This window comes from Streptomyces tatrensis (genome assembly GCF_049310065.1).
GTDB lineage: Bacteria > Actinomycetota > Actinomycetes > Streptomycetales > Streptomycetaceae > Streptomyces.
Window position 1 is genome coordinate 6,655,709 of the sequence record NZ_JBMDLB010000011.1, and the last position, 24,624, is coordinate 6,680,332.

The 24,624-nt window shown below is 72.4% G+C and carries 18 protein-coding genes; 13 read left to right on the forward strand and 5 right to left on the reverse strand.

Going from position 1 to position 24,624, the window contains the following annotated elements:
* Positions 1-124: 124 nt before the first annotated feature.
* The 5 genes from ACODT5_RS46290 (at position 125) to ACODT5_RS46310 (ending at position 7,173) form a co-directional block, all read left to right on the forward strand.
* Positions 125-2,374 (forward strand): MMPL family transporter, encoded by a 2,250-nt coding sequence (locus ACODT5_RS46290; protein WP_422524864.1) that lies wholly within the window; start codon positions 125-127, stop codon positions 2,372-2,374.
* 39 nt (positions 2,375-2,413) lie between these two features.
* Complete coding sequence (locus ACODT5_RS46295; protein WP_422524865.1) at positions 2,414-2,968, forward strand: GNAT family N-acetyltransferase; 555 nt, start codon at positions 2,414-2,416, stop codon at positions 2,966-2,968.
* Between the two features lie 139 nt (positions 2,969-3,107).
* Positions 3,108-3,695, forward strand: a complete 588-nt coding sequence (locus ACODT5_RS46300; protein WP_422524866.1) for a hypothetical protein — start codon at positions 3,108-3,110, stop codon at positions 3,693-3,695.
* Between the two features lie 178 nt (positions 3,696-3,873).
* Positions 3,874-4,041 (forward strand): hypothetical protein, encoded by a 168-nt coding sequence (locus ACODT5_RS46305; protein ID WP_422524867.1) that lies wholly within the window; start codon positions 3,874-3,876, stop codon positions 4,039-4,041.
* A gap of 81 nt (positions 4,042-4,122) precedes the next feature.
* Entirely contained in the window at positions 4,123-7,173 is a 3,051-nt protein-coding gene (locus ACODT5_RS46310; RefSeq protein ID WP_422525262.1) for an AAA family ATPase, read from the forward strand.
* 19 nt (positions 7,174-7,192) lie between these two features.
* Here ACODT5_RS46310 and ACODT5_RS46315 read toward each other — a convergent pair whose 3' ends face one another.
* From ACODT5_RS46315 to ACODT5_RS46325, 3 genes are all read right to left on the reverse strand, one after another.
* Complete coding sequence (locus ACODT5_RS46315; protein WP_422524868.1) at positions 7,193-7,375, reverse strand: DUF6191 domain-containing protein; 183 nt, start codon at positions 7,373-7,375, stop codon at positions 7,193-7,195.
* A gap of 33 nt (positions 7,376-7,408) precedes the next feature.
* Positions 7,409-8,617, reverse strand: a complete 1,209-nt coding sequence (locus ACODT5_RS46320; protein WP_422524869.1) for a PQQ-dependent sugar dehydrogenase — start codon at positions 8,615-8,617, stop codon at positions 7,409-7,411.
* 359 nt (positions 8,618-8,976) lie between these two features.
* Positions 8,977-9,978, reverse strand: coding sequence for an aldo/keto reductase (locus ACODT5_RS46325; protein ID WP_422524870.1), 1,002 nt, complete (start codon positions 9,976-9,978; stop codon positions 8,977-8,979).
* Positions 9,979-10,057: 79 nt separating this feature from the next.
* On the opposite strand from ACODT5_RS46325, the gene ACODT5_RS46330 reads away from it, so the two are divergent.
* From ACODT5_RS46330 to serA, 6 genes are all read left to right on the forward strand, one after another.
* Entirely contained in the window at positions 10,058-11,014 is a 957-nt protein-coding gene (locus tag ACODT5_RS46330) for a 2-hydroxyacid dehydrogenase (RefSeq protein ID WP_422524871.1), read from the forward strand.
* 282 nt (positions 11,015-11,296) lie between these two features.
* Positions 11,297-14,236, forward strand: a complete 2,940-nt coding sequence (locus ACODT5_RS46335) for a putative bifunctional diguanylate cyclase/phosphodiesterase (RefSeq protein WP_422524872.1) — start codon at positions 11,297-11,299, stop codon at positions 14,234-14,236.
* Between the two features lie 215 nt (positions 14,237-14,451).
* Positions 14,452-16,341: an acetolactate synthase large subunit gene (locus ACODT5_RS46340; RefSeq protein ID WP_422524873.1), complete on the forward strand. Its 1,890-nt coding sequence runs from the start codon at positions 14,452-14,454 to the stop codon at positions 16,339-16,341.
* Between the two features lie 32 nt (positions 16,342-16,373).
* A complete protein-coding gene (gene ilvN, locus ACODT5_RS46345; protein ID WP_266904165.1) occupies positions 16,374-16,898 on the forward strand; it encodes an acetolactate synthase small subunit in 525 nt (174 codons plus the stop codon).
* Positions 16,899-17,039: 141 nt separating this feature from the next.
* A complete protein-coding gene (gene ilvC, locus ACODT5_RS46350) occupies positions 17,040-18,041 on the forward strand; it encodes a ketol-acid reductoisomerase (protein ID WP_266881281.1) in 1,002 nt (333 codons plus the stop codon).
* A 287-nt stretch (positions 18,042-18,328) separates the two neighbouring features.
* Positions 18,329-19,918, forward strand: a complete 1,590-nt coding sequence (serA, locus tag ACODT5_RS46355; RefSeq protein ID WP_422524874.1) for a phosphoglycerate dehydrogenase — start codon at positions 18,329-18,331, stop codon at positions 19,916-19,918.
* A 76-nt stretch (positions 19,919-19,994) separates the two neighbouring features.
* On the opposite strand, the gene ACODT5_RS46360 is transcribed toward serA, so the two are convergent.
* On the reverse strand, positions 19,995-21,536 hold the full coding sequence (locus tag ACODT5_RS46360) for an MFS transporter (protein ID WP_422524875.1): 1,542 nt from the start codon (positions 21,534-21,536) through the stop codon (positions 19,995-19,997).
* Between the two features lie 103 nt (positions 21,537-21,639).
* Here ACODT5_RS46360 and ACODT5_RS46365 point away from each other — a divergent pair, with 103 nt between their 5' ends.
* Both ACODT5_RS46365 and ACODT5_RS46370 read left to right on the forward strand, forming a co-directional pair.
* Positions 21,640-22,251 carry a TetR/AcrR family transcriptional regulator gene (locus ACODT5_RS46365; protein ID WP_422524876.1) on the forward strand — a complete coding sequence of 204 codons (612 nt, stop codon included), beginning with the start codon at positions 21,640-21,642 and terminating at the stop codon, positions 22,249-22,251.
* 68 nt (positions 22,252-22,319) lie between these two features.
* Positions 22,320-23,207 (forward strand): hypothetical protein, encoded by an 888-nt coding sequence (locus ACODT5_RS46370; protein WP_422524877.1) that lies wholly within the window; start codon positions 22,320-22,322, stop codon positions 23,205-23,207.
* A gap of 12 nt (positions 23,208-23,219) precedes the next feature.
* Here ACODT5_RS46370 and ACODT5_RS46375 read toward each other — a convergent pair whose 3' ends face one another.
* A complete protein-coding gene (locus tag ACODT5_RS46375; RefSeq protein ID WP_422524878.1) occupies positions 23,220-24,518 on the reverse strand; it encodes a PucR family transcriptional regulator in 1,299 nt (432 codons plus the stop codon).
* Between the last annotated feature and the right edge of the window lie 106 nt (positions 24,519-24,624).

The following is a 24,624-nucleotide window of genomic DNA, read 5'->3' on the forward strand; positions in this document are numbered from 1 at the left end:
GTTGAGGTGTAGACCAACCGCCGCACCAAAATTCCAGACGCCCAGCGTTCAGTTTCAGTGTTCACGCGTTCTTTCCGACGGGCCGTTCCCCGGTAAGGATCCGAACCACCAGGGAGCCCGTCCGTTGTCAGCCCTCGCACGCTGGTGCATGCGGCACCGACTCGTCGCCGTCCTGATCTGGCTCCTCGCCTTCGGCGGGACCGCCGCTGCCGCGGTCGGCGCCGGGACGGCGTTCTCCAATGACTACGAGGTCCCCGGCACCGAGTCCGCCAAGGCGCACGCCCTGCTGCGGGAAGGCTTCCACGGGCAGGGCGGCGACACCGACACCATCGTGTGGCGGGCCCCGGACGGGCAGAGCGTGCGGACCCCGGCCGTGCAGGAGCGCATGACGCGGGCCCTCGACTCCATAGCCGGGCTGCCCGGTGTCGGATCGGTTGCCGGTCCCTACGGACCCGGGCCCGACAGCGGGGCCCGGATCAGCCGCGACGGGCGTACCGCCTACGCCGTGGTCACCTTCGACCGGCCGGCCGACTCGGTGCCGAAGGGCGAGGCGAAGGCCGTCGTCGACGCCGCGAGGAACCCGGCCACCCAGGCCGACGGGCTGCAAGTCGAGCTCGGCGGGCGGGCCATCGGCCTCACCGAAGCCCCCTCCGCCCACCTCGCCGAGGTCATCGGCGTGGCCATCGCCGCGCTGGTGCTCTTCCTGGCCTTCGGGTCGCTGGCCGCCAGCCTGCTGCCCATCGCGACCGCGCTGGTCAGCGTGGGCACCGCCTACTTCGGCATCACCCTGCTCGGCCACGCGATGCCGGTCGCCGACTTCGCCCCGATGCTCGGCACCCTCGTGGGCCTCGGGGTGGGCATCGACTACGCGCTGTTCATCGTCACCCGCCACCGTAAGGGCCTCAAACGCGGGCTCCCGGTCGCGGAAGCCGCCGAGAGCGCCGTCGCCACCACCGGCCGGGCCGTGGTCTTCGCCGGGGCCACCGTCTGCATCGCGCTGCTCGGCATGCTGGTGCTCCGGCTGAACTTCCTCAACGGCGTCGCCATCGCCGCCTCCCTCACCGTGGTCCTGACCGTCGCCGCCTCGGTGACCCTGCTGCCCGCGCTCCTCTCGTACATCGGCATGCGCGCGCTCTCCCGCCGCGAGCGCCGCAAGCTGGCCGCCGAGGGTCCGCAGCCCGACGCGGTCACCGGCTTCGCCGCCCGCTGGTCCGCCTTCGTCGAGCGGTACCCGAAGCTGCTCGGCCTGGTCGCCACCGCCGTCATGGTGGTGCTGGCGCTGCCCACGCTCTCCCTCCACCTCGGCACCTCCGACCAGGGCAACAACCCGGCCGCGTCCACCACCCGCAAGGCCTACGACCTGCTCGCGGAGGGCTTCGGCCCGGGGATGAACGGCCCGCTGACCGTGGTCGCCCGCCTCGGCGGAGCCGGCGACCGGGTCGCCGTGGACGCGCTGGCCGAGTCGCTCCGTACGGCCAGGGGCGTGGCAGCGGCCGGACCGGCGGTCTTCAACCGCAGCGGCGACACCGCCGTCGTCACCGTCGTACCGGACTCCTCTCCGCAGTCCCGGGCCACGAGCGAGCTGGTCGACAGGCTGCGCGAGGACGTCATCCCGCGCGCCGGCCAGGACAACTCCATGCAGGTGCACGTCGGCGGCGTGACCGCCGGGTACGACGACTTCGCCGAGGTCATCGTCGGCAAACTGCCGCTCTTCGTCGGGGTGGTCATCGCGCTCGGCTGCGTGCTCCTGCTGCTGGCCTTCCGCTCCATAGGCATCCCGGTCAAGGCGGCCGCCATGAACGTCGCCGCCGTCGCCTCCTCCTTCGGAGTCGTCGTCGCGATCTTCCAATGGGGCTGGGGCAGCGAACCGCTGGGGCTGGGCAGTGCGGGGCCGATCGAGCCCTTCCTCCCGGTGATCATGGTCTCGGTGCTCTTCGGGCTGTCCATGGACTACCAGGTCTTCCTCGTCAGCCGGATGTACGAGGAGTGGCTGGAGACGGGGGACAACAAGCGGGCGGTGCGCGTCGGCCTCGCCGAGACCAGCCGGGTGATCAACTCGGCGGCCGTCATCATGATCTCCGTCTTCCTGGCCTTCGTACTCAGCGGCGACCGGCTCATCGCCATGTTCGGCATCGCGCTCGCCGCGGCCGTCGCCCTCGACGCCTTCGTCCTGCGGACCCTCCTCGTCCCCGCCCTGATGCACCTGCTCGGCGGAGCCAACTGGTGGCTGCCGGCCTGGCTGGACCGCCGGCTCCCGAAGATCAGCATCGAGCCCCCGGAGCGCCGTCCGCATGCGAAACTTCCCCTGCAGCGGCCCGGCGCGGACCCCGTCACGAGCGAGGACGCGGCCGAGCCCGCGACCAGCTCCCGGTGACCAGGCCAACCGCCGCTCGATAGCCAAGGAAGAACGCGCATGTTCTCGATAGACCTCGCCGACGACGCCCAGCTGTTCCCGCTGGAAGCCCGGCACGCGGAAGAGTTCTTCGCCCACATCGAACGCGGACGCGAGTTCATCGGCCAGTACGTCGGCTTCCCGGACCGGTCCTCGGACCTGGAGTCCGCCCGCGCCCTGCTGGCCAAGTACGCGGTCACGGCGGGGGAGGACGGCGCGCGGTTCTTCGGGATCCGCCTCGACGGCACCCTTGTGGGCGGGGTCCTCTTCCCGGCGTTCGACGCGGGGACGGGCAACTGCGAGATCGGCTGCTGGCTGGAGCCCGACGCGGCCGGCCGCGGTCTGGTGACGAAGGCCTGCCGCGTCCTGATCGACTACGCCTTCGCGGAGCGCGGCATGCACCGCGTCGAATGGCACGCCGCCTCCGGCAACAAGAAGAGCCTCGCCGTGGCCGAGCGCCTCGGCATGACCCGTGAGGGCGTCCTGCGCCAGAACCACCTGCACCGGGACGTCCGCCAGGACACCGAGGTCTGGGCGCTCCTCGCCGACGAGTGGTCCGCGGCCCGCTCCGCGTAGGCAGCCCCCGCGCAGGCACCCCCCGATCCCGCCCGCCGCCGTCCCGCCCCCGCTCTCCCGGGGGTCCGGGGCGGCGCGCCGTCCGCTGCCCGGCCGGATTCTCAGGAACCTCTCAGAAAAGCCGCCTACGGTGCCCCGCATGGACACCACCAAGACCCCCGCCCCGACCGCTCCCGAGGCGGACTCCCCGGCCGACCTGAAGAAGGTCGCCACCGACGAGACGACCGCCCCGGCCGCCGCCGCCACCGAGGAGGTCCAGGGCGAGGAGCTCGCCACCGACCTCGACGACGAGTTCGACGAACTCGACGCCGCGGCCGACGAGCAGCAGAGCAGTGGTGTCGCCTCCGGAGCCTCCGCCATCGTCGCCGCCGGTCTCGGCCTGGTCGCCCTCAGCGGCAGCTGGACCTCCCGCGTCATAGGCGAGCGGGAGACCCTCAAGGGCCAGATCAGCTCGGCCACCGCCACCACCACCGAGGCCAAGATCGAGGCGCTGTACGGCAACGCCTGGCACATGACCGCCCTGTTCAACGGCGTCCTGTCGACGGTCGCGCTGCTCATCGCCGTCTTCGTGCTGGCCCGCCCGGCCTTCGGCGCCCCCGGCCGCACCCTTCCGGCCTGGGTCCGCTCCGTCGCCTGGGCCGCCGTGGTCGTCGCCGCCATCGGCGTGGTCGCCTTCGCGTTCATGTACGTCCTCGCCCTCCCGACGGCCCCCGACGGCGCCGCCTAGGCCGTAGGGCGGTCCGCCTAGGCACCGCCTTAGGCCACCTCAGGGACCCCGGGTCCCGGCCTAAGGCCCCCGGCTCCCGCAGATGCGGCATGCTCCCGATGTGCCGGCACCCCCTGGGGCGCGAATCTTGGATCACACCGAACGAGGTGTCCGAGAAACGCGAACCAGGGAGCACGAGATGTTCGAGTACGAGATCGCCACCGCCCGCCGCGCCGACCTCATCCGCGAGGCCGACGCCTACCGGCTGGCCCGGGAAGCGCAGAAGGCCCACCGCTCCTCCTCCAGTAGCCAGGAACCGGAGGGGTCGGTGAGAGGGCAGCGCGGCCGGTTCACCCGCGCCGCGTAACCCGCGTCGCGAGACCGTGCGAACCGGCACGTGATGAGAAGCGCACCGATATCCAGTGCCGATGAGCAGGGCCCCTGTGCGATGCTCGGCGGCGTGGAGACCAGATCTGTCAGCCCGGTGTTCGTCGGCCGAGCCGACGAACTGGCCGTACTCACCGACGCCCTGACGCGCGCCGCCGGCCAGGAGCCGCAGGCACTGCTCATAGGCGGCGAGGCCGGGGTCGGCAAGACCCGCCTCACCGAGGAGTTCCTCTGCGAGGCCGACCGCCGCGGCGCGGTCGTGGCCGTCGGAGGCTGTGTGGAGATCGGGGCGGAGGGACTTCCCTTCGCCCCGTTTTCGACGGCGCTGCGCACCCTGCACCGCCTGCTCCCCGACGAACTGGCCGCGGCCGCCGTCGGCCAGGAGGACGAACTCGCGCGCATCCTCCCCGAACTCGGCGAGACCCCGCGCGGCCCGCACGACGAGGAGAGCACCGCCCGGCTCTTCGAGCTGACGGCCCGGATGCTGGAACGGCTCGCCGCCGACCGCACCGTCGTCCTCGTCCTGGAAGACCTGTACTGGGCGGACACCTCCACCCGGCACCTGCTCTCCTACCTCTTCCGCGCGCTCGGCAGCGGCCGGCTCGTCGTGGTCGCCACCTACCGCGCCGACGACGTCCATCGCCGCCACCCGCTGCGCCCGCTCCTCGCGGAGCTCGACCGGCTGCGCACCGTCCAGCGCATCGAGCTGTCCCGCTTCAACCGGGCCGAAGTGCGCCGCCAGCTCGCCGGGATCCTCGCCTCGCAGCCCGACGAGGAGTTCGTCGAATCGGTCTTCGACCGCTCCGACGGCAACGCCTTCTTCGTCGAGGAACTCGTCGCCTCCCGCGCCAGCGGCTGCTCGACCGGTCTCACCGAATCCCTGCGCGACCTGCTCCTGGTCCGCGTCGAAGTCCTCCCGGACGCCGCGCAGCGCGTCGTGCGCATCGTCGCCGAGGGCGGCTCCACGGTGGAGTACCCCCTGCTGCGCGCCGTCACCCGGCTCACCGAGGACGAGCTGATCGAGGCCCTGCGCTCGGCGGTCGGCGCCAACATCCTCCTCGCCACCTCCGACGGCGACGGCTACCGCTTCCGCCACTCCCTGGTCAGAGAGGCCGTCTCCGACGACCTGCTGCCCGGCGAGCGCGCCCGCGTCAACCGCCGCTACGCCGAGGAGCTCGAACAGGACGACTCGCTGATCCGCGCGGAGGAGCGGGTCATCCGCCTCGCCACCTACTGGTACTACGCCAACGACTCGGCCAAGGCCCTGCCCGCCGTCCTCGCGGCCTCGGTGGCCGCCCGGCGCCGGCACGCGTACTCCGAGCAGCTGCGCCTGCTGGAGCGGGCCATGGAGCTGTGGGAGGCCGTACCGGAGGAGGTGCGCGACGAACTGCGCCCGGCGGACTACACCGAGGTCTACCCGCCCTGCGGCTGCGACCCGGCCACCACCCCGCTGCAACGCCTCGACCTGCTGGCCGAAGCCACCGTCGCGGCCCGCTTCGGCGGCGAGCGCGAACGCGCGCTGAAGCTGACCAAGACGGCCCTGCGGCTGCTGGAGGACGGCCACGACCCGCTGCGCGCCGCCTGGTTCTGGACCGAACGCTCCCGGATGATCGCCAGCCTCGCCCGCGGCGACGGCTGGGCGGAGCTCGCCAAGGCGCAGGAGCTCGTCCGCGGGCTGCCCCCGTCCCAGGTGCACGCCGACGTCCTGGTCAGGGCCGCGAGCTGGGGCATGCTCCACAAGCCGGGGCCCGACAACCTGGTCGCCGCCGAACGCGCCGTGGAGTACGCGCGGATGGTCGGCGCCGAGGACACCGAGCTCAATGCCCGGATCACCGTCGGCAGCCTGCTCGTCGACTCGGGGGACCCCGAACGCGGCCTCGCCGAGATGTACGCGGTCAAGGACCGGGCCGCCGAACTCGGACTCGGCATGCTGGTGGGACGCGCGCACGTGAACCTCACCTCTCATCTGGAAGGCCTGGGCCGGTCCCGCGAAGCCGTGGAACTGGCCGAACAAGGTGCCGAGCTGGTCAAGAACTCCCATCTGATGGACTCCGAGGCCTACATCCGGGGCAACCTGGCGGAGAGCCTGTACAGCGTCGGCCGGTGGGAGGAGGCCGCGACGCAGGCCCGGCGCACCCTGACTCTCGTCAGCAGCGCCGCCCCGCGCGCCGCGGCCGTCGTACGGCTGGCCTACCTGGCCCTGGCCCGCGGCGAAGTCGCCGAGGCCGCCGGCCAGCTCACCGCCGCCCGCGCCCACTTCGGGTCCCACGACGGCCAGCCCCAGCACCGGATCCCGCTGTTCCGCCTCGCGATCGGCGTGGCGGCGGCGGAGGGCCGGATCGCCGACGTCCGCAGCGAGGTGGCCGCCGTCATCGACCACGGCTTCCCGCTCGGCAACCACCGCTACGCCTGGCCGCTGCTGCTCGCCGCAGCCTCGGCCGAAGCCGAGGCCCGGGGCCTGCCCGCCGCGGAGGCCGGCCGCGAGGAAGCACTGACCGTGCTGCGCGCCGCGGCCCGGGCCCTGGCCACCCCGGCCCCGGTGTGGCGCGCCCACTCCGAGTACCTCAGGGCCGAGCTGCTGCGGGCCGAGGCCCGGGACACCGTCGCCGACTGGGCGGCCGTGGAAGCGGCCGTACGCCCCCTGGAGCGCCCGTACCTGCTCGCCAGGGCCCGGTACCGGCTCGTGGAGTCCCTGCTGACGGCCGGCGGGGACCGCGAGGCCGCCGCAGGGCTCCTCCAGGAGGCCTACGCCACCTCCGAGCAGCTCGGCGCCCGCAGGCTCCGCGAGGACCTGGCCCTGCTCGCGCAGCGCGCCCGGCTCCCGCTCGTCCCGGTGGACGCCGCCGCCACGGCCCTGCTCGCTCCGCAGGCCGACCCGGTCGAGGCGCTGGGCCTGACCAGCCGCGAGCGGGACGTGCTGCGCCTGGTCGCGGCGGGCCACACCAACCGCCAGATCGCCGAGGAGCTCTTCATCTCCCCGAAGACGGCCAGTGTGCACGTCTCGAACATCCTGGCGAAGCTCGGCGTCGCGGGCCGCGGCGAGGCCGCTGCCCTGGCCCACCGGCTGAGGCTCTTCGGCCCCGTCGCCCAGCAGCCGGCCGGGACGCGGTAAGGGGGCGTCCCCCGTCCCCCTAGGCCGCCGGGTGCTCCTTCGCGCGTATGAGCACCTTGCCCGAGTCCAGGTCTATCGGGCCCTTTCCCGGGTCGCCGTCATTGACGTCGATCCGGGAGAGCTCCAGCCGCTTCTTCTCCTCGTCCGTGTGCTTCCGGCCCGGACTGAACAGCTCCTCGATCATGTTGAACACCGCGTCCACCGCACCTTTCGTCCCCCCGTCGGGGCCCGCTGGTCATCGCACCGTCAGTGTCAGGATCCTGTCGTCGCCGGTTTCCGGCGACCCGCGCCCGTCCGTCTCGCTCGTGACCAGCAGCAACCTGTCCCCGCCGAGGGGCACCACGGTGCGCAGCCGGCCGTACTCGCCCGCCAGGAACGCCTCGGGCTCCGCCACCGGCTCCGCCCCGGCCAGCGGGATCCGCCAGAGCCGCTGCCCCCTCAGCCCGGCCATCCAGACGGAGCCCTGCGCCCAGGCGATCCCGCTCGGCGAGGCCTCGTCGGTCTTCCACACCGCCACCGGATCGCGCATCCCCGGCTTGCCGGCCTTGCCCTCGGCCTCCGGCCAGCCGTAGTTCGCGCCGGGCTCGATCAGATTCAGCTCGTCCCAGGTGTTCTGCCCGAACTCGGCGGCCCACAGCCGTTTGTCCTTGTCCCAGGCGAGGCCCTGCACATTGCGGTGCCCGTACGAGTAGACGACCGAGTCGGCCTCCGGATTGCCGTGCACCGGCTCCCCGTCCGGGGTCATCCGCAGGATCTTCCCGCCCAGCGACTTCTTGTCCTGGGCCAGCCCCGTCTCCCCGGTCTCGCCCGTCCCGGCGTAGAGCATCTTGTCCGGGCCGAAGGCGATCCGCCCGCCGTTGTGGATGAGCCCCTTGGGGATCCCCCTGAACACCGTGTCGGGCGCGCCCAGTTGATCGCCGGGCGGTCTCTTCTCGTCATAGCGCAGCCGGGCGATGCGGTTGTCGGACTCGGTGGTGAAGTAGGCGTACACCATGAGGTCCGAGGCGAAGGAAGGGGACAGGGCCAGGCCCAGCAGCCCGCCCTCGCCGCCCGGGGCCACCCCGGGCACCGTGCCGACCGGGGTCACGGCGCCCGTGCCCACGTCGACCCGGCTGATCGTGCCCTTGTCCCGCGAGGCGACCAGCAGGTTCCCGTCGGGCAGCGGAGCCACCCCCCACGGGGACTCCAGGCCCTGGGCGGCCACGCCGGTCACCGTCACCTGCCCCTTGGCCGGCGGCCCGGAGGCCGAAGCCGAGGCGGAGGGGGCGCCCGAGCCGCCCGGCGACCGGGAGCCCGCCGTCGTGCCCGGTGGCGCATCGCTCGGCCGGGCCCCGGCGCCGTTCGGCGGGGAACATCCCGCCGCCAGCAGCGCCCCGCATCCCGCCAGGGCGAACGCCGCCAGCACCCCGCGGGCCCGGCCGCGCGGACCCCCGTACGCCCGCACCGGCACCCCCACCGGCACTCTCGCCCGGTTCTCCACCCGCTCCTGGCCGGGCCCCGGCCCCTGGCCCGGCCCCTGGCCCGGCCCCTGGCCCGGCCCCTGGCCCGGCCCCTGGCCCGGCCCCTGGCCCGGCCCCTGGCCCGGCCCCTGGCCCGGCCCCTGGCCCGGCCCCTGGCCCGGCCCCTGGCCCGGCCCCTGGCCCGGCCCCTGCCCTGGTCCCTGGCCCGGCCCCTGCCCTGGTCCCCGGTCGTGTCCGTATCGCATCGCCGTACTCCCCTCCGGTCCTCCGATCGTGCCCTCACACGATTCAACAGCGCAGACCATGCCCCAAGTTCCGCCACTCGTACACTCGATCGAGTGGTTCAGGCCCCCATCGGGACCGGCAGCTCCGACAGCTCCACCAGGTCCTCGGCGGTCAGCCGCACCTCCGCCGCCCGCGCGTTCTCCGCCGCCCACCGCGCCTGCCCGGCCCCGGGCACCGGAACCACCTGCGGACCCTGCGCCAGCACCCACGCCAGCGCCGCCTGCGCCGCCGTGACCCCGTCCCCGTGCCGCCGGGCGACCCGCCGCAGCCCCGCCACCAGCACCTGGTTCGCCGCCATCGCGTACGCCGTGAACCGCGGATGCCTGGCCCGTACGTCCTCGGGCTCGAACCCCTCGCCCGGGACCAGCGTCCCGGTCAGGAACCCGCTCCCCAGCGGCATCGCCGCCAGGAACCCCACACCCCGCGCCGCGCACCACGGCAGCAGCCGCCACGCCGCCTGCGGCGACCACACCGACAGCTCCGCCTGCACCGCGCTCACCGGGAACACCTGCTGCGCCCGCTCCAGGTGCCGCACGGTCGTCTCGTACGCCGGGTCCGCGCGCCGCCCCGCACCCGGCCCGGTGCCCGCCCCCAGCGCGCAGAAGCCCAGCGCCCGCACCTTCCCCGCGCCCACCAGCTCCGCCATCGCGCCCCAGGACTCCTCGACCGGCACGTCCGGGTCCACCCGGTGCAGCTGGTACAGGTCTATGACGTCGGTGCGCAGCCGCCGCAGCGAGGCGTCGCAGGCCCGCCGCAGGTAGCCGGGGCGCCCGTCGGCCACCACGTGCACCCCGTCGGCCCGCAGCCCCGCCTTCGCGGACACGAAGGCGTCGGCCCGGCGCTCGCGCAGCACCCGGCCGAGCAGCAGCTCGTTGGTGTAGGGGCCGTACAGATCGGCGGTGTCGAGCAGGTTCGCCCCGAGATCGAGGGCCGTGTGCACGGTGAGCAGCGAGTCCTCGCGCCGCCTGCGCGAAGGCGCGTACGCCCCGCTCATCGGCATGCAGCCGAGGCCGACGGCACCCACCGTCAGTGCCCCCGCCCCGATCGACCTGCGCTCCACCGTGCGTCCCCCCTGGTACTCCCGGTCCGGCACACAAACTAACGGCTCGATCCGGATCCCCTGGCATAGCCTCCTGATCATGACCGCAGAGACCCGCGAGACCCCCGACGTATGGCTGCCCTTCCCCGCCGAGGAGATCGAGGGCCTGCCCGATTCCTTCCGCTACCGCCACTGGGACGGCGAGGAGACCTTCCCGGCCGATCCGGCCGACTGCGTCTTCTACGTCACCCCGTACATGAAGTCCCCGGCCGTCACCCTGCGCCCGCTGCCCGCGATGCCCCGGCTGCGGATCGTGCAGACCCTGACCGCCGGCGTCGATCACGTCCTGGGCGGCCTCGGCGACCTGGCCCCCGGGGTACGGCTGTGCAACGCCAAGGGCGTCCACGACGCGAGCACCGCCGAGCTCGCGCTCACCCTGATCCTGGCCTCCCTGCGCGGGATCCCGGGCATGGTGCGCGGCCAGGACCGCGAGGAGTGGCGCTTCGGGTTCTACGAGGCCCTCGCGGACAAGTCCGTACTGATCATCGGCTACGGAGCCGTCGGCGCGGCCATCGAGGACCGGCTCGCGCCCTTCGAGTGCGAGCGGATCGTCCGGGTCGCGCGGACGGCGCGCACCACGGCGCGCGGGCCGGTGCACGCCCTCGCCGAGCTGCCCCAACTCCTGCCCGGGGCCGACGTGGTGATCCTTTCCGCGCCGCTCACCGAGGAGACGAGGGGGCTCGCGGGCGCAGAGTTCCTCGGCCGCATGAAGGACGGCGCGCTGCTCGTGAACGTGGCCCGCGGACCCGTCGTCGACACCAAGTCCCTTCTGGCGGAGGTGGAGTCGGGCCGGCTGCGCGCCGCGCTGGACGTCACCGATCCGGAACCACTGCCTTCAGGCCACCCGCTCTGGCATGCTCCGGGTGTCCTGATCACGCCCCATGTGGGCGGCAGCAGCTCGGCGTTCGAGCCGCGGGCCAAGCGTCTGGTGGCCCGTCAGCTCCGGAAGTTCGCCGCCGGAGAGCTCGTGGAGAACACGGTGTTGATCACGGAATAGCGTGCGGCGCGCACGCTCCGCGTTCGTCCGGATGCGCTCGGTGGGCACAACTCCCCTGTTGGTGACGGAGCGTAGAGAAACTATGTCCCTGAGTGACGAAAGTGGTGTATCGTCCGGAACAAGGGGCTGCGCCACGAACGTCTGGCGCTGGGGAGTGATCGGACACTTTGGGGGGCGACGGGCGATGCACGGCCAATGGACGAAGGATCCGATGCGGCGAAGCCGCCGGAGGCGAAGGTGCCGGGACTGGACCGCGCCGGAACCAGCCAGCGAGGGGGACCGGTGAGCACCCCGGGGGCGGCGCTGCTCACCCGCCGGCCCCCCGCCGGCGGCGGCAGCGGCGCCAAGGCGCTGGCGATGCAGCTCCTCCTCGCGGTGGTCAGCAGCGGGTACGCCGTGGGCGCCGCCCTCGGCTGGGGCTCCGAGGAACTCGCCGAGATCATGGGCGACTTCGGGCTCAGCGCCGCAGGCCTGCTCGCCGCCGTCTCCTGTTTCACGTACGCCAGGGCCATTGACAGCCGGGAGCGCCCGGCCTGGCTGCTGTTCGCGTTCTCCTCGCTCATGGGCTGCTGCGGCAACGCGGTCTGGGGCTGGTACGAGGTGGTCCTCGGCGAAGCCGTACCGAAGCCCTCGCTCGCCGACTTCGCCTTCCTCTGCTTCGCGCCGCCCGCCATCGTGGGCCTGCTCGTCCTCGCGAAGCGCCCGGTCACCCGAGCCGGCTGGGTCTGCCTCGGCCTCGACTCCTGGCTCATCGGCGGCTCCCTGCTCACCCTCTCCTGGAGCCTGGCCCTCGCGCACGCCGCGCAGACCGCCCAGTCCGGCGCCCCCGGCAGCGTCCCGCGCGCGGCCCTCTCGCTGGCCTACCCGCTCCTGGACATCGCGCTCGTCTCGATGGTGCTGGTGCTGCACTTCCGCCGCTCCGAGACCAACCGCTCCGCCGTGAACACCGCCATCGCCGCCCTCGCCCTGACCGTGCTGAGCGACGCGCTGTTCACCTCGCCGCTGCTCAGCGCCGAGTACCAGTCCGGCCAGCTCCTCGACGCCGGCTGGTTCGCGGGCTCGCTCCTCCTCGCGTACGCGCCCTGGGGCGCCCGCCGCATGCACCCCGGCCCCGACCCCGTCGTCCCCGCCCGGGCCGAGCGGCCGCACAGCCGCCCCATCACCGGCTCCCTGCCCGCCCTCACCCCGTACCTCGCGGCGGCCGTCTGCACCCTCGGCATCCTCTACAACGTGGTGGACGGCCGGAAGGTCGACCGGGTCGTCGTCTTCACGGGCTGCACCGTCGTGCTCGCCCTGGTCATCCGCCAGGGCATCATGCTGCTCGACAACATCGCGCTGACCCAGGAACTGGCCCAGAAGGAGAACCACTTCCGCTCCCTGGTCCAGGGCTCCAGCGACGTCATCATGATCGCCGCACCCACCGGCACCCTGCGCTACGTCAGCCCCGCCGCCGCCGGGGTCTACGGCCGCGAGGCGGAAGAGCTGGTCGGCACCGAGCTGGCCACCCTGATCCACCCGGAGGACCTGGGCCGCGTGGTCCACGAGGTGCGCCGCTTCCTGGCCGCGCCGCCCGCCGAGGAGCCGACCACCCGCATCGAGTGCCGGTTCAGATCGGGCGCCGGCGAGTGGCTCAATGTGGAGTCCACCGTCAACCGCCACCAGGGCGGCCTCATCCTGAACAGCCGCGACGTCACCGAGCGGGTCCGGCTCCAGGCGCAGCTCCAGCACAGCGCCGAGCACGACCCCCTCACCGACCTCCCCAACCGGGCCCTGTTCACCCGCCGGGTCCGCCAGGCCCTCACCGGCCGCCGGGCCGGGGACCACAGCACCGCCGTCCTCTTCATCGACCTCGACGGCTTCAAGGCGGTCAACGACACCATCGGCCACCAGGCCGGTGACGAGCTGCTCATCGAAGCCGCCCGCCGGCTCCAGGACTCGGTCCGGGCCGGGGACACCGCGGCCCGCCTCGGCGGCGACGAGTTCGCCGCCCTGATCCTGGGCGACGGCAACCGCGACCACAGCGCCCGCGAGTACCAGGTCCACGAGATCGCCGACCGGCTGCGCACCACCCTCTCCCAGCCCTACCGGATCGCCGGGAGCGAGGTCCGGGTCGCCGCGAGCATCGGCGTGGCCTTCGCGGACCCCGGCATCACCCCTTCGGACCTGATGCGCAACGCGGATCTCGCGATGTACCGGGCCAAGGCGAGCGGCAAGGACCGGGTCGAGATGTACGCGCCCCAGATGCAGGCCGAGGTCGTCCGCAAGGCCGAGCTGGCGGGGCGGCTGCGCACCGCGCTGCACGACGGGGAGTTCGCCCTGCTGCACCAGCCCGTGGTCTCCCTGGCCTCGGGGGAGATCTCGGCCGTGGTGGCCCAGGCCCGGTGGCGTTCCGCCCAGGGGATCCTGTTCACCCCCGCCGAGTTCCTGCGGGTCGCCGAGTACAGCGGAGGAGGGGCAGGCGGGGGAGGGGGCGGCGCTGGAGGTACCGGCGAGGGCGGGTCCGCCGCCCGGGCAGCCGTACCGGACGCCTCGCGCACCGCCGAGCTGGGGCGCTGGCTGCTGGAGGAGGCCGTAGGGCAGGCCGCCGAGCGCCACCGGGCCGGGCACGACGTCCCCGTGGCCGTACGGATGACAGCGCAGCGGCTGCTGGACCGGTCGATGCCGCTGGGCTCCGTGGAAGCCCTGCTGACCCGCAACGGGCTGCCGTCGGGCGCGCTCGTCCTGGAGCTCGCCGTCTCCGACCCCAGGGTGCCCTTCGACGACCTGGAGCGCCGCCTGGCGGGACTGCGCCGGCTCGGGGTCCTGATCGCCCTGGACGGCTTCGGCAGCGGTTACGCGGCCATCAGCGCCCTGCGCAGGCTCCCCGTGGACATGCTCAAGCTCGACCGCGGCCTGGTCGAGGGGGTCGTGGAATCCCCCCGGCTCCACAAGATCACCGCCGGTCTGTTGCGGATCGCAAACGACCTCGGCATGCAGTCGGTGGCGGAGGGCGTGGACCTCCCGGAACAGGTCATGGCATTGCGCGCCATGGGCTGCAGTCACGGGCAGGGAATGGCCTTCTCCGGCCCTCTGGACGAGTACAGGCTGCGGCGAGCGCTCGTGCGCGGTACGTTCCCAGTACCGGGCGGTGCGGCCCAACCCGCGTTGGCCGGTGGTTCACAAGGGGGCTCGATGGTTATCCACAGAGGCTCACATAATGAGACGCCCGTCCCACCCGCTTGACATCACCCTCCCGCCGGAGGGAGGGTCAATGCCATGCGCACCCGAATTCTCGTACTTGGAAAGCGCGTCGGCTGAAGCTGGGACCAGCATGTCCCCGCTCAACGCACCCGACGCGCTCCCCTCGCTTGCCTCCCGGCACGAGGGGTTTTTTGTTGCACTGGCAACGCCGAATCTCGTTAAACCCTCCTCGCAAAACCCTCAGCTTCGAGAAGAGAATGCCGATGACCGAGCAGGCCACCGGGGCCCACCATCCGCAGCCGCGGCCCCGTTCCGGCGGACACCACGCCGCCGCAGTTGAGCACGTCACGGGTGCGCAGTCCCTCATTCGCTCTCTCGAAGAGGTGGGGTGCGACACCGTCTTCGGCATTCCGGGCGGCTGCATCCTCCCGGCGTACGACCCGATGATGGACAGCAAGAAGGTCCGCCACATCCTGGTCCGCCACGAGCAGGGGGCCGGCCACGCCGCCACCGGCTACGCCCAGGCGACCGGCAAGGTCGGCGTCTGCATGGCCACCTCCGGCCCCGGCGCCACCAACCTGGTCACCCCGATCGCCGACGCGCACATGGACTCCGTGCCCCTCGTCGCGATCACCGGCCAGGTCTCCTCCAAGGCCATCGGCACCGACGCCTTCCAGGAGGCGGACATCGTCGGCATCACCATGCCGATCACCAAGCACAACTTCCTGGTCACCAAGGCCGAGGACATCGCGAGGACCATCGCCGAGGCCTTCCACATCGCCTCGACCGGCCGCCCCGGCCCGGTGCTGGTCGACATCGCCAAGGACGCCCTGCAGGCGAAGACCACCTTCTCGTGGCCGCCGAGCCTGGACCTCCCCGGCTACCGGCCGGTGACCAAGCCTCACGCCAAGCAGATCCGCGAGGCCGCCAAGATGATCGCCGCCGCCAAGCGGCCGGTCCTCTACATCGGCGGCGGCGTCATGAAGGCCGGCGCGACCGCCGAGCTGAAGGTCCTCGCCGAGCTCACCGGTGTCCCGGTCGTCACCACCCTGATGGCCCTGGGCTCCATCCCGGACACCCACCCGCAGAACGTCGGCATGCCCGGCATGCACGGTGCCGTCACCGCGGTGACCGCGCTCCAGAAGTCGGACCTGCTGATCGCGCTCGGCACCCGCTTCGACGACCGCGTCACCGGCAAGCTGGACAGCTTCGCCCCCTTCGCCAAGGTCATCCACGCGGACATCGACCCGGCCGAGATCGGCAAGAACCGCGCCGTGGACGTCCCGATCGTCGGCGACGCCCGCGAGGTCATCGCCGACCTGATCCAGGCCGTCCAGGCCGAGGCCAACGACGGCAACGCCGGCGACTACACCGCCTGGTGGAAGGACCTCAACCGCTGGCGCGACACCTACCCGCTGGGCTACGACCTGCCCGAGGACGGCACGCTCTCCCCCCAGCAGGTCATCGAGCGGATCGGCCAGCTGGCACCGAAGGGCACCATCTACACGGCCGGTGTCGGCCAGCACCAGATGTGGGCCTCGCACTTCGTGAACTACGAGGAGCCCCGGACCTGGCTGAACTCCGGCGGCGCCGGAACCATGGGCTATGCGGTCCCCGCCGCGATGGGCGCCAAGGTCGGCATGCCGGAGCGCACCGTCTGGGCGATCGACGGCGACGGCTGTTTCCAGATGACCAACCAGGAACTGGCCACCTGCGCCCTGAACAACATCCCGATCAAGGTCGCGATCATCAACAACGGTGCGCTGGGCATGGTCCGCCAGTGGCAGACCCTGTTCTACAACCAGCGGTACTCGAACACCGTCCTGCACGCGGGCGAGACGGGCACCGACACGGCCGTCGGCTCCCAGCGCGGCGAGTCGGCCGCCCCCCGCATGGGCACCCGCGTCCCGGACTTCGTCAAACTGTCCGAGGCCATGGGCTGCGTGGCACTGCGCTGCGAGGACCCGGCCGACCTGGACAAGGTCATCGCCGAGGCCAACGCGATCAACGACCGCCCGGTCGTCATCGACTTCATCGTCCACGAGGACGCCATGGTGTGGCCGATGGTCGCCGCCGGCACCTCGAACGACGAGGTCATGGCCGCACGGGGCGTCCGCCCCGACTTCGGCGACAACGAAGACGACTGAGCCGAGAGAGCCTGAGAGAGAGAACGACTCACATGTCCAAGCACACGCTCTCCGTCCTGGTCGAGAACACGCCCGGCATCCTCGCCCGGATCGCCGCGCTGTTCTCCCGACGCGGGTTCAACATCGACTCCCTCGCGGTCGGTGTCACCGAGCACCCCGACATCTCGCGCATCACCATCGTCGTGAACGTCGAGGACCTCCCGCTGGAGCAGGTGACCAAGCAGCTCAACAAGCTGGTCAACGTGCTCAAGATCGTCGAGCTGGAGCACGTTAACGCCATCGAGCGCGAACTCGTTCTGGTGAAGGTCCGCGCCGACAACGAAACGCGCTCGCAGATCGTCGAGATCGTCCAGCTGTTCCGCGCCAAGACCGTCGACGTCTCCCCGGAGGCCGTCACCATCGAGGCCACCGGCGGCACCGACAAGCTGGGCGCGATGCTCAAGATGCTGGAGCCCTTCGGCATCAAGGAGCTCGTCCAGTCCGGGACGATCGCCATAGGGCGCGGCGGCCGGTCCATCACGGACCGCAGCCTGCGCGCGCTCGACCGCAGCGCCTGAGCCCGTCCGGGCCGGTGACTCCGGCCCGGTCGCGCCCCGCCCGTCCGTTTCTCGCTCGCTCGTATGGCGAGACCGAGAACCACGTATTCCGTTCCCCGCCGTACGGTGGGAGCAACACCAGCGCACCAAGGAGATATCCCAGTGGCCGAGCTGTTCTACGAGAACGACGCCGACCTGTCCATCATCCAGGGCCGCAAGGTCGCGGTCATCGGTTACGGCAGCCAGGGCCACGCCCACGCGCTGTCGCTCCGTGACTCCGGCGTCGACGTCGTCGTCGGCCTGCACGAGGGCTCGAAGTCCAAGGCCAAGGCCGAGGAGCAGGGCCTGAAGGTCCTGCCCGTCGCCGAAGCCGCGGCCTGGGCGAACGTCATCATGATCCTGACCCCGGACCCGCTCCAGGCCGAGATCTACGCCGCCTCCATCGAGTCGCACCTGGAAGAGGGCGACGCGCTCTTCTTCGGCCACGGCTTCAACGTCCGGTACGGCTTCATCAAGCCGCCCACCAACGTGGACGTGGCGCTGGTCGCGCCGAAGGGCCCGGGTCACCTGGTCCGCCGTCAGTACGAGGAAGGCCGCGGCGTGCCCTGCATCGCCGCCGTGGAGCAGGACTTCACCGGTTCCGCCTTCCAGCTCGCGCTGTCGTACGCGGCCGGCATCGGCGGCACGCGCGCCGGCGTCATCAAGACCACCTTCACCGAGGAGACCGAGACCGACCTGTTCGGTGAGCAGGCCGTCCTCTGTGGTGGTGCCTCCGCGCTGGTGAAGGCCGGTTTCGAGACGCTGACCGAGGCCGGTTACCAGCCCGAGATCGCGTACTTCGAGTGCCTGCACGAGCTGAAGCTCATCGTGGACCTCATGTACGAGGGTGGTCTGGAGAAGATGCGCTGGTCGGTCTCCGAGACCGCCGAGTGGGGCGACTACATCACCGGTCCCCGCATCATCACGGACGCCACCAAGGCCGAGATGAAGAAGGTCCTCGCGGAGATCCAGAGCGGCGAGTTCGCCAACACCTGGATGGCCGAGTACAAGGCCGGTCTGCCGAAGTACAACGCGTACAAGAGCGCCGACGAGGCGCACCTGCTCGAGACCACCGGCAAGAAGCTGCGCAAGCTGATGAGCTGGGTCGACAACGACGAGAGCTGATCCGCCTCGCCGCGGGGCCGGGACGGTGCGTCCCGGCCCCGCGGCACACCGGCCGGGCACCCCCTGCGGCAGGCCCCGACGGGCCTCGCGGGGGACCGCTTGTCCACCCCGGCCAATCTCGTGCGGGTGATCCTTCCGTACAGGCGGAATTCCCTTCCTGATCCGCCACTACACTGCTCAACACAACGCGTCAGGCCCACAGTGTCGTGCGTCTTCCACGCGGCTACCCCCCTCCACCGCCTGCGGCCGTCGGGACGGCCGTCCGCACTGGACTTGTGAGGACCCACGTGAGCTCGAAACCTGTCGTACTCATTGCCGAAGAGCTGTCGCCCGCCACTGTCGAGGCGCTCGGCCCGGACTTCGAGATCCGTCACTGCAACGGCGCCGACCGTGCGGAGCTGCTCCCCGCGATCGTGGACGTCGACGCGATCCTGGTCCGCTCCGCGACCAAGGTCGACGCCGAGGCCATCGCCGCGGCCAAGAAGCTGAGGGTCGTCGCCCGCGCGGGCGTCGGTCTCGACAACGTCGACGTCTCGTCCGCCACCAAGGCCGGCGTGATGGTCGTGAACGCACCGACCTCCAACATCGTCACCGCCGCCGAGCTGGCCTGTGGCCTGCTCGTCGCGACGGCCCGCAACATTCCGCAGGCCAACACCGCCCTGAAGAACGGCGAGTGGAAGCGGAACAAGTACACGGGTGTCGAGCTCAGCGAGAAGACCCTCGGTGTCGTCGGCCTCGGCCGCATCGGCGTCCTGGTCGCCCAGCGCATGTCGGCCTTCGGCATGAAGATCGTCGCGTACGACCCCTACGTGCAGCCCGCGCGCGCCGCCCAGATGGGCGTCAAGATGCTGACGCTCGACGAGCTGCTCGAGGTCGCCGACTTCATCACCGTGCACCTGCCCAAGACCCCCGAGACCCTCGGTCTCATCGGGGACGAGGCCCTGCACAAGGTCAAGCCGTCCGTCCGCATCGTCAACGCCGCCCGCGGCGGGATCGTGGACGAGGCCGCGCTGTACTCGGCCATCAAGGAGGGCCGCGTCGCCGGCGCCGGCCTCGACGTGTACGCGAAGGAGCCCTGCACGGACTCCCCGCTGTTCGAGCTCGACCAGGTCGTCTGCACCCCGCACCTCGGCGCGTCCACGGACGAGGCCCAGGAGAAGGCCGGTGTCTCGGTCGCCAAGTCGGTGCGCCTCGCGCTCGCCGGTGAGCTCGTGCCCGACGCGGTCAACGTCCAGGGCGGCGTCATCGCCGAGGACGTCCGTCCGGGCCTGCCGCTCGCCGAGAAGCTCGGCCGCATCTTCACCGCGCTGGCGGGCGAGGTCGCGGTCCGCCTCGACGTCGAGGTCTACGGCGAGATCACCCAGCACGACGTGAAGGTGCTCGAACTCTCCGCGCTCAAGGGTGTCTTCGAGGACGTCGTCGACGAGACGGTCTCCTACGTCAACGCCCCGCTCTTCGCGCAGGAGCGCGGGGTCGAGGTCCGCCTGACCACCTCCTCGGAGTCCCCGGACCACCGCAACGTGGTGACCGTCCGCGGCACCCTGTCGGACGGCCAGGAGGTGTCGGTCTCCGGCACGCTCGTGGGCCCGAAGCACCTGCAGAAGCTCGTCGGCATCGGCGACTACGACGTGGACCTCGCGCTCGCCGAGCACATGATCGTCCTGCGCTACGCCGACCGCCCGGGCGTGGTCGGCGCCGTCGGCCGCATCCTCGGTGAGGCCGGCCTGAACATCGCGGGCATGCAGGTCGCCCGTGCCGAAGAGGGCGGCGAGGCACTCGCGGTCCTCACGGTCGACGCCGAGGCCCCGGTGAACGTCCTCGCGGACATCGCCACCGAGATCGGCGCCGTCTCGGCCCGTACGGTCAGCCTCGGCTGACGCTGCGGCAGCGGACAGAGCGAAGGGCCCGGGGGAGACCCCGGGCCCTTTCGTGTGTCCCGCCCCGCTACGCAGCTCAGTGCGCGAGCGCTTCGCCGGCCGGAGCCGGCTCCGCCTGGGCCCCGGCCTGGGCCTGCGCTCCGCGTCCCCGGAGCAGGGCCGCGGCGAGCACCGCCGCCGCGAGGAGCAGGACCGTACCGCCCCAGGCCGCGTACTGCATTCCGTGGACGAAGGCCTCCCGGGCCGCGTTCAGGACCTGCCCGCCGGCCGCGCCGCCGAGCTCCTGCGCGGTGGCCACGGCCCCGCCGAGGGTCTCCCGCACGGCGGGCTCGGAGCCGGCCAGGTCGGAGCGGTAGACGGCCGTGCCCAGGCTGCCCAGGAGGGCCATCCCGAGGGCGCCGCCGAACTCCGTGCCGGTCTCCAGCAGGGAGGCGGCCGAGCCGGCCTTCTCGGCGGGGGCGGAGCCGAGGGCCATGTCGGAGACCAGGGACATCACGGCGACGATGCCGCTGGCGAGGACCCCGGCTCCGGTCAGCAGCAGCCACAGCGAGTCGGTGTCCACCAGGCTGATCAGGGCGAACCCGGCGGCGGCGAGGACGAAGCCGCCCGAGATGACGTAGGCCCGGTCGGTCTTCTGGGCGAGGGCCGCGCTGAGGGGGGCGGCGGCGCCGATGACGACCGAGGGGGCGAGGCTCCAGAGGGCGGCTTCCAGGGTGCCCATGCCGAGCACCGACTGCAGGTACTGGGTGGTGAAGTAGGCCGATCCCATCATGGCGAAGGCGGCGATGGTGTTCAGGCCGATGCCGGCGCCGAAGCCGCGCCCCCGGAAGAGGGCCCGGGAGACCATGGCGTCCTCACGGGTGCGCTGGCGGCGGACGAAGAGGTACCCGAAGGCCAGGCCGGCGGCGAGGCAGCCCGCGTAGAACGGGGTGAAGCCCTCGGCGGCGATCTCCTTGAGGCCGTAGACGACCGGCAGCACGGCGGCCATCGACAGCGGCACGCTCAGCACGTCGAAGCGGCCGGGCGCCGGGTCCTTGAACTCGGGGACCAGTACGGGGACCAGCACCAGCCGGAGCAGCATCGCGGGCACGTTGATCAGGAAGACGGAGCCCCAGTGGAAGTGGTTGAGCATCACCCCGCTGAGCACCGAGCCCAGCGCGATGCCGCCGGTCATGGCGCCGGACCAGATCGCGATGGCCTTGCCGCGCTGCCGGTCGTCCTGGAAGAGGTTGCGGACGAGGGCGAGCGTGGACGGCATCAGGGTCGCGCCGCCGATGCCGAGCAGCACCCGGGCCGCGATGAGCATCTCGGCGCTGGAGGCGTAGCCGGCGGCGACGGAGGCGAGTCCGAAGGCGGCCGCGCCGGTCAGCAGCAGCTTGCGGCGGCCGATCCGGTCGCCGAGCGAACCCATCGTGATGAGCAGGCCCGAGAGGGCGAAGGCGTAGCTGTCGAAGATCCAGAGCTGCTGGGTGGCGCTGGGGTCCAGCTCCCGGGTGATGGCCGGGATGGCGAAGTAGAGGACGGAGACGTCCATCGAGACCAGGAGCAGGGGGAGCAGGAGGACGGTGAGGGCGGTCCATTCCCGGCGACCGGCGAGACGTGCTGCGGGGTTCGTCATGAGCGGCAATGTACAAGCGTCATAAACGTCTGTCTAGTACGACTGTATGGAACGGTTGTTTAGGACGTTTGTGTAGGACGGGTGTCTTGGTTACGGTGAAGGCATGGGACATCGCGAAGACTTGCTGGAAGGCGCCAAGAAGTGCCTGCTCGAGAAGGGTTTCGTGGGCACGACCGCCCGCGACATCGTCAAGGCCTCGGGCGCGAACCTGGCCTCGATCGGCTATCACTACGGCTCGAAGGACGCCCTCATGACGGAGGCGTTCATCGCGGTCGTCCAGGAGTGGGGTGACCAGTTCGCGGGCGCGGTGAAGGGCGGGGGCGGCTCGCTGGAGCGCTTCCGCTCGGTGTGGGACGGGGTGCACGCCGGCCACGAGAAGTCCGGCCCGATCTGGGCGGCCGGCATGGAGGTCGCCGTGACCCGGGACCAGGGCCGGCTGCCGGAGCTGCGGGCGCTGCTCGCCGCCTCGCAGGGGGAGGGGCGAAGGGGACTGGTCTCGATGTTCACCGGCGTCCCCGAGGAGGACCTGCTGGAGGAGGACCTGCGGACCTCCGGCGCCTTCTACCAGGCCCTGCTGAACGGGTTCATGATCCAGTGGCTCTTCGACCCCGCGTCGGCCGCGACCCCGGCGGAGCTGACGGAGGGGATGCGGCGCGCGGCGGCGGCGATGACGAAGACGGCCGGAGCCGAGGCCGAGGCCGGCGCTCAGGGATAAGCGGACTCGGAACCGCCGCCGAAGCGCCCGCGTCCCACCCCCGAATCGGCCCGGCCGGAGGGGGAGTTGTGAGACGTACGGTGATGGCGGCGGCGGTGTTCCTCGGGGTGCTGGCGGCGGCGGGATGCGGGGGCGCCGGGACGCCCTGGAGCGACGCCGCGCCGGACCTGCGCCCCCGGATGGCGGAGGTGGCGCGGGCCTGGGAGGGCTCGGCCGAACTCAAGGAGTGGCGCGAGGGGTTCCACCTGCTGGAGGACCCCGTTCGGCTGCCGGCGGGCGCCTTCCGCGACGGGTACGACAAGCAGGCCTACGAGGAGCGCAACTTCGCCCTGCGCACCGAAATCGCCGCGCGGGGCGGGCAGTCCGGGCAGCCCGGCCGGATCGGCTGGGCCGACGGGACCGCCCTCGACGTCACCGTGCTGAGCGCGGCCGCGACGTACGACGCGCTCACGGGCGGGGCGCCCACCCGCGAACGCCCGTTGACCGTCACGGGCGTCCGCTCCGGCGAGCTGACCATGAAGACCAGCCGCGGCCCCGCCCGGGTCCCGGTCTGGTTCTTCGACCTGGAGGGGTACGCGCAGCCGCTCGCCCGGGTCGCACTCGCGGACGCGGAGCCGGCCGAGCCACCCGTCCCGCCGGTGCGGTCCTTCGACGGGGGCGCCGCCGAACTGTTCGGCCACGACGCCGCCGATCCCGCCGGTACCGCCTTCACCGTGGAGGCCGGGCACGGTGCCTGCGACGGCGGGGTCGCCGTCGAGGTCCTGGAGGGGGTCGACACGGTGGTCCTGGGCGGCCGCATCCTGCCGGGCAAGAAGGTCGGGGAGGGCGAGGGATGCCCCTTGATCATGCTCAAGGCCACGGTCCCCGTGACGCTGACCCGGCCGCTCGGGAACCGGGTCCTGATCGACGCGGTATCGGGTGCGGCGCTGGGCTACTCGGACGGCGCCGTGCGCTGACGCGGGTCGCGGTCAACCGTGGAGGCGGGCGGCCTTGAGGGCCATGTGGAGGAGCAGGCGGTCCTCGCCCTCGTCCAGGTCGAGGCCGGTCAGCTGCTCCACCCGGGACAGGCGGTAGTACAGGGTCTGGCGGTGGATCCCCAAGGCCGCCGCCGCGCGGCCCGCCTGGCCGGCGCAGTCCAGGAACACCTCGGCGGTCCGGGCCAGTTCGGGGTTGGCGGTGCCGCGCAGGGCGCGGGCCACCGGGTCGTCCAGGGCCTCCTCGGCGACGGACGCCAGCATGCGGTAGGGCCCGATCGCGGACCACTGCGCGACCGGGCCGAGCCGCGGCCCGGCGGCGGCGGCCCGGGCGGCGGCGGTGGCCTGCTGCCAGGCGGCGGGCAGTTCGGTGAGCGCCCGTACGGGGTCGGACACCCCGGCGGTCACTCCGGTGGCCGCGCCGGGGACGGCGGCCTTGGCGCCTGCCTTCGGGGTGGTGCGGGCGGCGGCACCGGCCTTCGGCGCGGCGGGCCCGGGGCCAGGGGTGGTGGTGCCGGTGGTGCCTGCCGTGCCCCCTGCCGTGCGGGGCATCAGGCGGGAGATCGCCGTGAGGGCCGGAGCCAGCGGGTCCGTGCCGCGCAGCCGGATCAGCACCGCCAGGGACTGCCCCGCGGGCCCGCCGCCGCCCGGGCGGGGCTCCGGTTCTCCGGCCCCCCGCCAGGGCACCACGCACACGGCCGCCGCTCCCGGGACCGACGTCGGGGCATCGCCGGACCACGGGCTCACGCAGACCGCGGCGTGCGGTCCCTCGCTGCCCGGACCGAGTGCCACCCGTAGCGCGGCCACGGCCATGTCCTGGTGCCAGCCGCGCCCGGCGGTGAGCGCGGCGAGGAACTCCCGGGACAGGTCCGCGCCCGCGCGGGCCTCCTCCGCGAGGAGCAGCCCGATCCGCTGGGCCACCTCCATCGCGGCGGCCAGGGACTCCGCGTCGGGGCCGGGCTCCTGGCCGAGGAGCCACACGTAGCCCTGGACGATCCCGCGGTAGCGCACCGGCAGGCAGATCCGCCCGCGGAAGACGCCGGCGTCCGGGGCCGCCGGGATCCTGACCGGGCCGGTGGCGCGGGCGATGCCGAAGCCCTCGAACCAGGACCGGACGGCCGCCGTCGACTGGCGGGTCAGGATCGAGCGGGTCCGTACGGGATCCATGGCGAGATCGTCTTCGCTGTCGTGCGCGCCGAAGGCGATGAGGCGGAAGTCCCGGTTCTCCAGCGTCGCCGGAGCGCCGAGCAGCGCCGAGATCTCGTCCACCAGGTCCTGGTAATCGCCTTTCACCCGCACATTCTCCCACCCCCGCAGCCGCCCTTCAGACAGATGTATGAGATCCGGGCCACGGATGCGTGACAGCTGTCGATGGCAGAGGATCGGGGAGATCCCTAGG

Coding starts and splice junctions, on each gene's coding strand:
- ACODT5_RS46365 (WP_422524876.1), top strand. CDS start 21,640: ATGGGACATCGCGAAGACTTGCTGGAAGGCGCCAAGAAGTGCCTGCTC.
- ACODT5_RS46310 (WP_422525262.1), top strand. CDS start 4,123: ATGCTCGGCGGCGTGGAGACCAGATCTGTCAGCCCGGTGTTCGTCGGC.
- ACODT5_RS46295 (WP_422524865.1), top strand. CDS start 2,414: ATGTTCTCGATAGACCTCGCCGACGACGCCCAGCTGTTCCCGCTGGAA.
- ilvN (WP_266904165.1), top strand. CDS start 16,374: ATGTCCAAGCACACGCTCTCCGTCCTGGTCGAGAACACGCCCGGCATC.
- ACODT5_RS46305 (WP_422524867.1), top strand. CDS start 3,874: ATGTTCGAGTACGAGATCGCCACCGCCCGCCGCGCCGACCTCATCCGC.
- ACODT5_RS46330 (WP_422524871.1), top strand. CDS start 10,058: ATGACCGCAGAGACCCGCGAGACCCCCGACGTATGGCTGCCCTTCCCC.
- ACODT5_RS46340 (WP_422524873.1), top strand. CDS start 14,452: ATGCCGATGACCGAGCAGGCCACCGGGGCCCACCATCCGCAGCCGCGG.
- ACODT5_RS46360 (WP_422524875.1), bottom strand. CDS start 21,536: ATGACGAACCCCGCAGCACGTCTCGCCGGTCGCCGGGAATGGACCGCC.
- ACODT5_RS46300 (WP_422524866.1), top strand. CDS start 3,108: ATGGACACCACCAAGACCCCCGCCCCGACCGCTCCCGAGGCGGACTCC.